Source organism: Actinomadura physcomitrii, assembly GCF_008923205.2.
GTDB lineage: Bacteria > Actinomycetota > Actinomycetes > Streptosporangiales > Streptosporangiaceae > Spirillospora > Spirillospora physcomitrii.
Genome location: NZ_WBMS02000088.1, coordinates 1 through 8033 on the forward strand (window position 1 = coordinate 1; position 8033 = coordinate 8033).

Annotated in this window: 4 protein-coding genes and 1 pseudogene; all 5 read right to left on the minus strand. The window is 64.7% G+C overall.

All coding sequences use genetic code 11. The features are described 5' to 3' along the window. Positions 1 to 590 precede the first annotated feature (590 nt). On the minus strand, positions 591 to 806 hold the full coding sequence (locus F8568_RS46265) for a hypothetical protein (protein WP_151600525.1): 216 nt from the start codon (positions 804 to 806) through the stop codon (positions 591 to 593). Between the two features lie 147 nt (positions 807 to 953). Continuing rightward, a complete protein-coding gene (locus F8568_RS46270; RefSeq protein ID WP_151600526.1) occupies positions 954 to 1487 on the minus strand; it encodes a hypothetical protein in 534 nt (177 codons plus the stop codon). A 6-nt stretch (positions 1488 to 1493) separates the two neighbouring features. Beyond that, on the minus strand, positions 1494 to 4145 hold the full coding sequence (locus F8568_RS46275) for an RHS repeat-associated core domain-containing protein (RefSeq protein WP_151600527.1): 2652 nt from the start codon (positions 4143 to 4145) through the stop codon (positions 1494 to 1496). Between the two features lie 842 nt (positions 4146 to 4987). Next, entirely contained in the window at positions 4988 to 5632 is a 645-nt protein-coding gene (locus F8568_RS50880; protein WP_328601331.1) for a LamG domain-containing protein, read from the minus strand. Positions 5633 to 5734: 102 nt separating this feature from the next. Continuing rightward, positions 5735 to 7735, minus strand: a pseudogene (locus F8568_RS50885) (LamG domain-containing protein); the annotation flags it as partial. Positions 7736 to 8033 lie beyond the last annotated feature (298 nt).

The following is an 8033-nucleotide window of genomic DNA, read 5'->3' on the forward strand; positions in this document are numbered from 1 at the left end:
GTCACCTCACCCTGCACCTGCCCGAGCACTGGCCCTGGGCACCCGCCTGGCTGTCTGCCTTCCAAGCCGTCCACCCACCACCAGCAGCAGCGGCCTGACCAGCCCAAACCCCGGTCACCGCACCCTTGACGACCACCACGGCCACCTGCCCGAGCCCTCCGACCACCAGCCTATGGACAAGCCGCACAACCGTGAGCGGCCAGCCAAGCACACTCGAAACCAGGAAACAGGGGCCAGCCGATCACCCAAACTCCCGCGGTGGATTCAGGCTGAGACACCGGCTGACCGCTCCTGCGAAGAGAACACGCAAGCCATCGTAACTAATAGTCGATGTGACCAGAAAATCCGTCACTTCGGTCAGCCGACACGAGTCCGATGCTTCCCTCCGCAGCGAGGCACCTATCCGAGCCAGCCCCCGGCGAGCGTACCGGCCACCCCTGTCCCGCCGGCAAGCAAGGGAACCGTCTTCTGTCCGAAGCCGGTCAGGTCGCGTCACGAACACTCGAATGCGAGTAGATGCACACCGTCCAGGTGAGCAGCAGAGAGGCGCGCGGACGCACCCGTGACCCACCTGGTGACCAACAACTACTTCAGTCGATCTGAAAGTAGCGGAGCGCTTCATCGATGGTGAACCGCGCCCGCAGCTTGCAGGCAGAGTTCTGGTTGGCGAACATGCCGGCCTTCCACAGCGCTTTCTCGCGCAGCACTGTGTTGAGCCACTCAACGACGACAACCCACTCGCGGCGATCCTGCTCATCAGCAGGGATGTCGTGTTCGCAGTTCGCCGCCAACTCCAAGCTCGCCATCTCCCGGGGCTCGCCATCGGCCAGGAGTTCGACGTTCTGGGGGCTGCGCTTCGTGCGTCACCGTACCGACACCTACATGGCCCGCCTTAGGGCGGCACGTCACCGCGGCCCGACCACCCCAACGCCTCCACCATTAGGGAACAGCTTTTACTCAAACCGATAAGCAATCAAATCTGTTCCACCCACCGGAATCACCCCTGCTTCAACAAGCCGCTTGGCCCCTTCCGTATAGTAATGGTTGACCACCCGCGATCGTGCGCCCGATACAGTGTTCTCCACCCAAGCACCTTTATGCATGGACCTTCTGGCACGCTCCCGCAGCTTTTTCCATAGCGCCACAAAAGATAAGTCATCAGTCATGGCCGCAAGAAATGACTCCCTCAGAATAGAGTTGGATTGCTCGCCGAGAGTAATAAACAAAGAGTCTGGATTCCTTCGCACAAAATCGAGAGAAGAAGTGGCGCTCAGATCCACGGAAGGAGGGTTCAGAGATATGCGATGAATGTCGTCGCCGAATTCTGGACTTCCACTTCCTTTCTGTACACCACTTACCAGTCGCGCCTGATAGGTGGGGTTAAAACGCTCCTGCACAAGGAGCACCCCAGACTCACATGCCCACTCCCAGGCCATCGCACAGATCTCCTGGCGATCACCATGGAACTGAAGCGTTACTTTCATCATGACTCACTAGTTGTAGGGCACGAAGTGCATCGGAATTCCGATACCTTCCAGATCTTGCAACGCCTCAGCTTCTCGCTTGATCGGGGCACCACGCGCCGTCTGCTTTCCTACGTTGATCCCGTACAGGGTACCGTCTGGCCTCTGCACCAGAACATCGGGGCGGCGAGCACTCTTGAATCCTCCGGGGGTAGCAAACTCCCTTTCAGGCAACCTGCCACCTCCTGCGATCACTTGACCATCCGTTACTTGGTCGGCAACTTCCGCGATCTTAAGATTATGCGGCCCCGTGCCTGCAGGCTTGGGTCCGCGCATTAGTGCAGGCTTACCACCATTAGCACAATCGCATATCGACCTGTGGCGAGGGACAGATCCGCCGCAGTTGTGGACAAGGACCTGCGTCGCACCAGCTTCCACATAGTACGTGTGGAGGTTGGCGATGGTGAGGTTGTGGACGCTTTGGTGATGGGTGGTCCAGTGCTTGGTGGCGGTGACTTGGACGTAGGTGCCGGCGCTGGTGCGTAGCCACATGCCGGGCTGCAGGTCGGTTGCGTTGATCCAGGTGTTGAGGTCGCCGCCGACCCAGAAGGGGTGGGTGTCGGTGGCGATGATGACGCCACCCTTGCTGTTCTTAGCGTTCCGGAGGAGGCTGCCGGGCTTCTTGGTCTTCTGGGTGGTGCTCCAGACCGGACGCCGGTCCTGGGGGTCAATGGTGATCTGGACGAGGTTCTTGTCGCCCTTGCTGGTGATCGTGCCGAGGACGGGTTCGGCGGTGGTTTCGCCGGTCTCGGGGTCGGTGGCCTGGACCTTGTCTCCGGCTTTGAGGTCTTCGATGGCTTTGTGGGAGCCGTCGGCCATGAGCACTGTGGTGCCGGGTACGAAGCTGCTACAGGCCTTCAGGCCTCCTACGCCGCCCCCTCGTCCCATGCCTCCGATGCCTTCGATACCTGTGATGCCGCCGTCGCGGCCAAAGGATCCGTCCCAGCCCTTCATGCCTGCGCCGAAGGCCTCCGATGCGGACATGCGGTCGCATTGGAGGTGGCTGACTTGGCAGATCAATTTGCCGAAGTTGCCGAGGCGACCGAGATCACCGATGCCGCAGATGCTGTTGTCGCTGCTGTTGATGCCGCATTCGGGCATGAGTTGGGGGTCGAGGGGCCCGAGGTCGCCGCTGTGCTTGAGGTACACCACCTGCTGCATCTTGAAGACTGCGGTCCAGTAGGCGACGAGGCTGGGGGCGTGGACGGTTTGGTCGCCCCAGCGGACGTTGATGGGTTTGCCGACGGAGTGACCGCCGCTGCCTCCGCGGGAGGGCAGGTGGCCGAAGCCGCTGGGTGCGCGTCCGCAGTCGTGTCCGCAGCCGCCTGTGGTGGCGGGTTTGTCGTGGCCGACGTTGATGACGCCGTTGCCGCAGATATCGGGGGGGCAGGTGCCGTCGGGGTCGGAGTGGGTTACGGGGTTGTTGTTGGCGTAGGTGTAGCCGTTCATCTGCTGGGGGTCGGCCTGGTCCATGACCGGGTCGACGGAGATGAAGCGGCCGGTTTGCGGGTCGTATTGGCGGGCGCCGAGGTTGGTCAGGCCGGTTGGGTCCTGGGTGCCGCCGACGAAGCCCTTGTCGTTTGGCCATGTGGCGTCGTCGTCGAGGCCGCGGACGTTGCCGAATGGGCCGAAGCGGCGGACGGTCGCCTGCTGGTTGGTCGCGTTGATGGCGACTTGGGCGGTGCCTTGGGTGTCGGCGGTGAGGTAGGTAAGGGCGCCGTCGGAGGTGCGCATCGCGACGGTTTGGTCGGCGAAGGTGTAGTAGCGGGTGCCGGTCGCGGTGGAAGCGCCGTTGAGGGCGCGTAGTTCGGTGCCGTCGGGCAGGTAGAGGGTGGTGCCGGCGGGGTCTTTTCGGATGAGGCGGTTGCCCTCGGCGTCATAGAGGAAGGTTTCGTCGTTGCCGTTCTCGGTGACCTTGGTCAGTTCGCCTTCGGTGTCCCACTCGAGTGTCTGGCCAGTGTTGGTGGGGCTGTATCCAATGGCGCGGGTGGTGGTGTTGCCGGTGTCGTCGTAGCCGTAGGTGTCGGTGCGGTCGCCGTCGCCTCCGGTCTGCACGACCTTGTTGAGGCGGTTGCCGTGGCCGGGGTCGGCGTAGCTGTAGGTGCGGGTGGTGTCGGTCTTGCCGCCGACGCCGTGCAGGGTTTCGGTTTTGCGGTTGCCGGCGGTGTCGTAGGTGAAGGTCTGCCAGTACGGTGCCGGTCCGCCGATCACTGCCGTGGTCGGGTCACTGGCGCAGGCGTCGCCGGTGCCCTGGGTCCAGGCTTGGGTGAGGCGTTGCAGGTGGTCGTAGGTGAAGCATTGATTGTCGACGCCGTCGTGGGAGGTGTCGGTGATGGAGGTGACGGTGCCGGCGTCGGTGTAGTGGTACGTGGCGTAGCGGTCGTCGCCGGCGATGCCTTCCCGGTAGGTTCGGGCGGTCTCGAGGCGCTGGGTGCCCCAGGTGTAGGCGAACGTCTGCCACGCCCGCTTGCTGCCGTCCCCGCCAGCTGCTGGGCCGCACCGGAGGCGCCGCCGGTACCTGCCTGTGGCGCCGGGGTCGTCGCGGGGGCGGCGGTCACCTGGGCGGTGAGGGTGCCGGCTTCGCCGTTGTTGCTGGTCTTCAGCGGAGCGGCCAAGCGGCACTCGGGCTTGTCAGGAGTGTTGAGCGCGCACGCCGGCATCTGGAATAGGCGCAGTCGCGACCCGTAGGCGCCACCGAACGCCTGCGCGAATTGGGAGTAGTCCAGTTCGACGCCGACCTGCCCGGCCTGCAACTGCTCCGCCGGGGGTTGTCCGGTTTGCCGCCCGATTTGCGGCTGCACGGTTTGCGGTTGGTCGATGCGCGCCACGGTGAACGCCACCCCGTCCAAGCCTGCTTTGGCTGCGGTGGCGTGGTCGAGTACCGAGACCCGCACCTTGCCCGCCGGGCCCACCCCGCCAGCGGTAGTCTTGCTGGCGGGAAGTACCCGGACTGGTAGGGCACCGGCCCGCGCAGCGGGCCCGGCGCCAGTCGCGGTCCGAGCCGCGGCCTTGGGGACGGTGACCTCGGCGGTGCCGGGGTTGGGCCAGGCCGCTTTTGCGGCGGGCCCCGGCTTGTCGCTGGGGTCGGCCTTGCGAGGCTTAACTTTCAGGTTCGTGCCCTCGACGACCCGGTGCGGGTCGTCGACCGTAGGGCGATGGGAGTGCGGCGGGTCGGCCAGCGCAGGCGGCACCGACGCCAGCCCGGCCGGCACCGCCACCGCCATCACGACCATCATCGCCCGGGCCAGGCGGCGCGGTTGCAGGACCAGCCTGCGATGCCCCAACCTTGTCCGGCGGGTGGTGGCCTTGCCTGCCTGTGCTCTACCGGCCTTCACAGCATCCTCCACCAGCAGCTCCCGCTTGAGGCGGGCGCATTCCAGCACGAATCACGGTCACGACGTTTTTAAGCGGATCAGGCCGCCCTCGCCTGTGAGGCAGAAAGAGAGTGGCGGCCGGGTAGCCGGTTAGGGGCCGTTCTCGGTATCGAGTTCCTGACCGCCGGCGAGTTGACCGATCTGTTCCTGAGTGAGAGCACCCTGATAGGCCCACACGTCATCGATCGCGTCGGGCCAGAACTCGCTGCCGTCGGCTGCCCCGAGTTTGTTGCGGCCCACCTGCAGCGAGGCGTCCTTGGTGTCGAAGCCGAGTACCTGGTCTTCTTGAGAGACGCCCAGGGAGGTTTCGTCGAGTTGCCCGTTGACATACAGGCTGACTCGGTCGCGCAACCCGTCGTACACCACCGCGATATGCACCCAATCGTATTCACTAAACGTCGAATGGCTCGCGGTCAACGCTGCATCGTCGGCTTTGTCGGCGTTGTGCATCTCGATTTGCCAGCTGCCGGTCTGGTCGGGGTCTTCCTTACCGGGGACATATCGCAGATCGAAGGCGTTGACGTTGGCACCGGCTTGGGAGAACACCGTGGCGGGTTGCTGCGGCCGCCCCAGGTTGCGGACCCATCCGGCGATCGTGAAGCTCTCGCTGGGGTCCACCACTTTGCTGTGAGATTCGGCGAACGCCTTGCCTCCTGGGTCGTCCAGCCGCAGACCCCCGACGTGTCCCCTGAACCCGTAGGCAGGGTCGGTGACCGCGCCGTTGTGCAGATCCATCACCGGCACCCCGCCAGGCTCCCCGGCACCGCCGTCATTGAACCTCCACCGCGCCACAAGGGTCGGGTGCAGCTTGACCAGCTCCGCAGCCTCTGGGTCGCCCAGGACCCGGTCGTAGACGCGGACGTCGTCGATCAGGCCCTTCCAGTAATCGACGGGATTGCCGGCGGACTTGCCGCGTCCGATCTGCAGCCCTCCGACGGCGTTCCACGCCGACGGCACCTCGGGGCTGTCGGTGCCGGCGACACCGTTGACATAGATCCGCAGCTTGCGGGTGTTCTGGTCGTACACGCCGAGCTAGTGCGTCCACTCGCCGGTTTTGGCAGCTTGCGGGGAGACCGCCTGGAAGATCTGAGGGGTGTCGTTGTCACCGCCGGCATACGTGAAGGCCCATCTACCGGTGCTCTTGACGTACTTCAGGGAGAACGCGCTGGTGCGGTTGCCTTCGGCAGACAGCACCGCCGCGTCGCCGGAAGGCGCGGCGTCGAGTTTCACCCACGCCGCCACGGCGAAGCTGCGCCGGGTGTTGATCAGCGGCCGGTCGCTGGCGGCGTAGCCGTTAGTGGTGCCGTCCAGCCGCAGCGCATTGCCCGCCTGGCCGGCCACACCCGTCGTGGTACCGGACCCGAGAGTGGCCTTGATCGGGTCGGCGGGGCTGTACACCCGCGCGGAGCCCTGCTTCTCGTCCATCGTCCAGTGCGCCTTCAACCCAGCGCTGTCGGGCACCGTTCCCGACGACAGTTGCTGCACCTGGGTGTCCGACAGTGCTTGGGAGAAGACGGCGACGTCGTCGATGCCGCCCGCCCAATAGTTGAGGAAGTTGCCGTTATAGAGACTGCGGCCGATCTGAAAAGATCCGCCCGAGGCCAGCGGTGTCACACCGGCCGCAGTCGCCTTCAACTCACCGTTGACGTACAACCGATACTGTTTGGCAGCTTGGTCGTACACGCCGGTCAAGTGTGCCCATTGGCCGGTGATCAGCGGTGTGTCGCTCATCGCGGACTGCCAGGTGCCGCCGCCATCGTTGGTATCGGTCGCGGGTTTCTTGAACACCGGCTGGCCTTGCGGCTCGATTCCCAACTGGAAGCCGCTTTGCGAGTTGCCGTTTTGGGCCAGCACGTTGTTCATGCCGAAGGCAGTCGGCTTGACCCATGCCGACACGGTGAAGCTCTTGGTCGAATCGATCTGCGGCAGACCGGCTTCAGCGAAGCCGTACACACCGTCCAAGCTCAACGCGGTGCCGTTCTTGCCTGCGCCGCCCAGCACGGCATTACCCCGCAGCCACGCCGCCGTACCCGGGCTGGCCGCAGTGACCGCCGTCGTCCCGGCGTCCTCGTCCATCGTGAACCGCGCCGACGGGTCGGACCCGGTGTTGGCCCGAAACTCATAGGACACCAGAGCCCCATTCTGGTCCGACGGCGCGAAAGCCTGCACCGTCAAAAAGTTGGGGCCCGACCTGGTCGGAGCCACCACCACATCCCGCGCGGTACCGCCACTGGTCGTGATGGTCTGGGCTGGACCCTCGTTCATCCTGATCACATACCGGTCGGCCACCCCTGCGGTGTCAGAGATGTGGAACCGTCCGGGCTCACCGACCGCACCGTGCCAGTTCTCGTCCTGGGGATAGTCGGGTGAGGTGATGACCGGCTTGGCCGGCCTTGAAGGGTCGTAGTAGAAGTAGCAGCCGGTCTGCGCGCCGTCGTAGCTCCACGGCCCCCACTGCTCACCGTCCCAGGCCCGGACCCCCCACCCGATCTTGGTCTTCTGCGGGATCGTCGACGGCAACTCCTTCTGAAACTCAGAGCCACCCGTCTTCGCCGCCCCGGTCAGCGCCGACGTCCATTTCGGTCCCCAGTCCGAACCGTCGGGCTTATCAGCCCAATGCAGCGTGAACTGGGCCTGAACCTTGTTCTTGTCCTCGGTGTCAGGGTCATTCAAGATCGCGTACACCGTCGGAATCTCGTTGACGGTCTTGGCGTCCGGGGCGTTCACGCACTTGGTGCCCGGGATGGCGTGCATGTCGTCGGTGTCCGGCTGCTTAGGCGGGTTGTTGTACTGGATCGACAGGTAGGCGTCCTCAGCGAACCGCTTCCACCAGTCCATTGAGGACTCGCTGTAGGCCTTCAACCCGAAGGTGATGGTCCCGTATCCCTTGTCCAGCGCCGACTGCACGTGGTCGCGTAGCAGCGACCCGCCGAACTCGACCGGTGCCCGCGAGCAGTACGACACCTCACGCGAGGTGAGATGCTCGCCCCATGCGCCACCGTTGTCCCAGGACCCGACAGTGAACGTTTTTCACCAGCAGCCGCGCGACGAATGATCACAGCATGATCGCGGACGGTGCGGCGGGCCCTGGAACGTGAAGAAGCCCTGGTAGGACGGGTGATCTCTCACAACCCAC

What these genes read in the sequence shown, in the direction of transcription:
- F8568_RS50880 (WP_328601331.1), bottom strand. Translation starts at nt 5,632, where the DNA reads ATGGATCTGCACAACGGCGCGGTCACCGACCCTGCCTACGGGTTCAGG.
- F8568_RS46270 (WP_151600526.1), bottom strand. Translation starts at nt 1,487, where the DNA reads ATGATGAAAGTAACGCTTCAGTTCCATGGTGATCGCCAGGAGATCTGT.
- F8568_RS46265 (WP_151600525.1), bottom strand. Translation starts at nt 806, where the DNA reads ATGGCGAGCTTGGAGTTGGCGGCGAACTGCGAACACGACATCCCTGCT.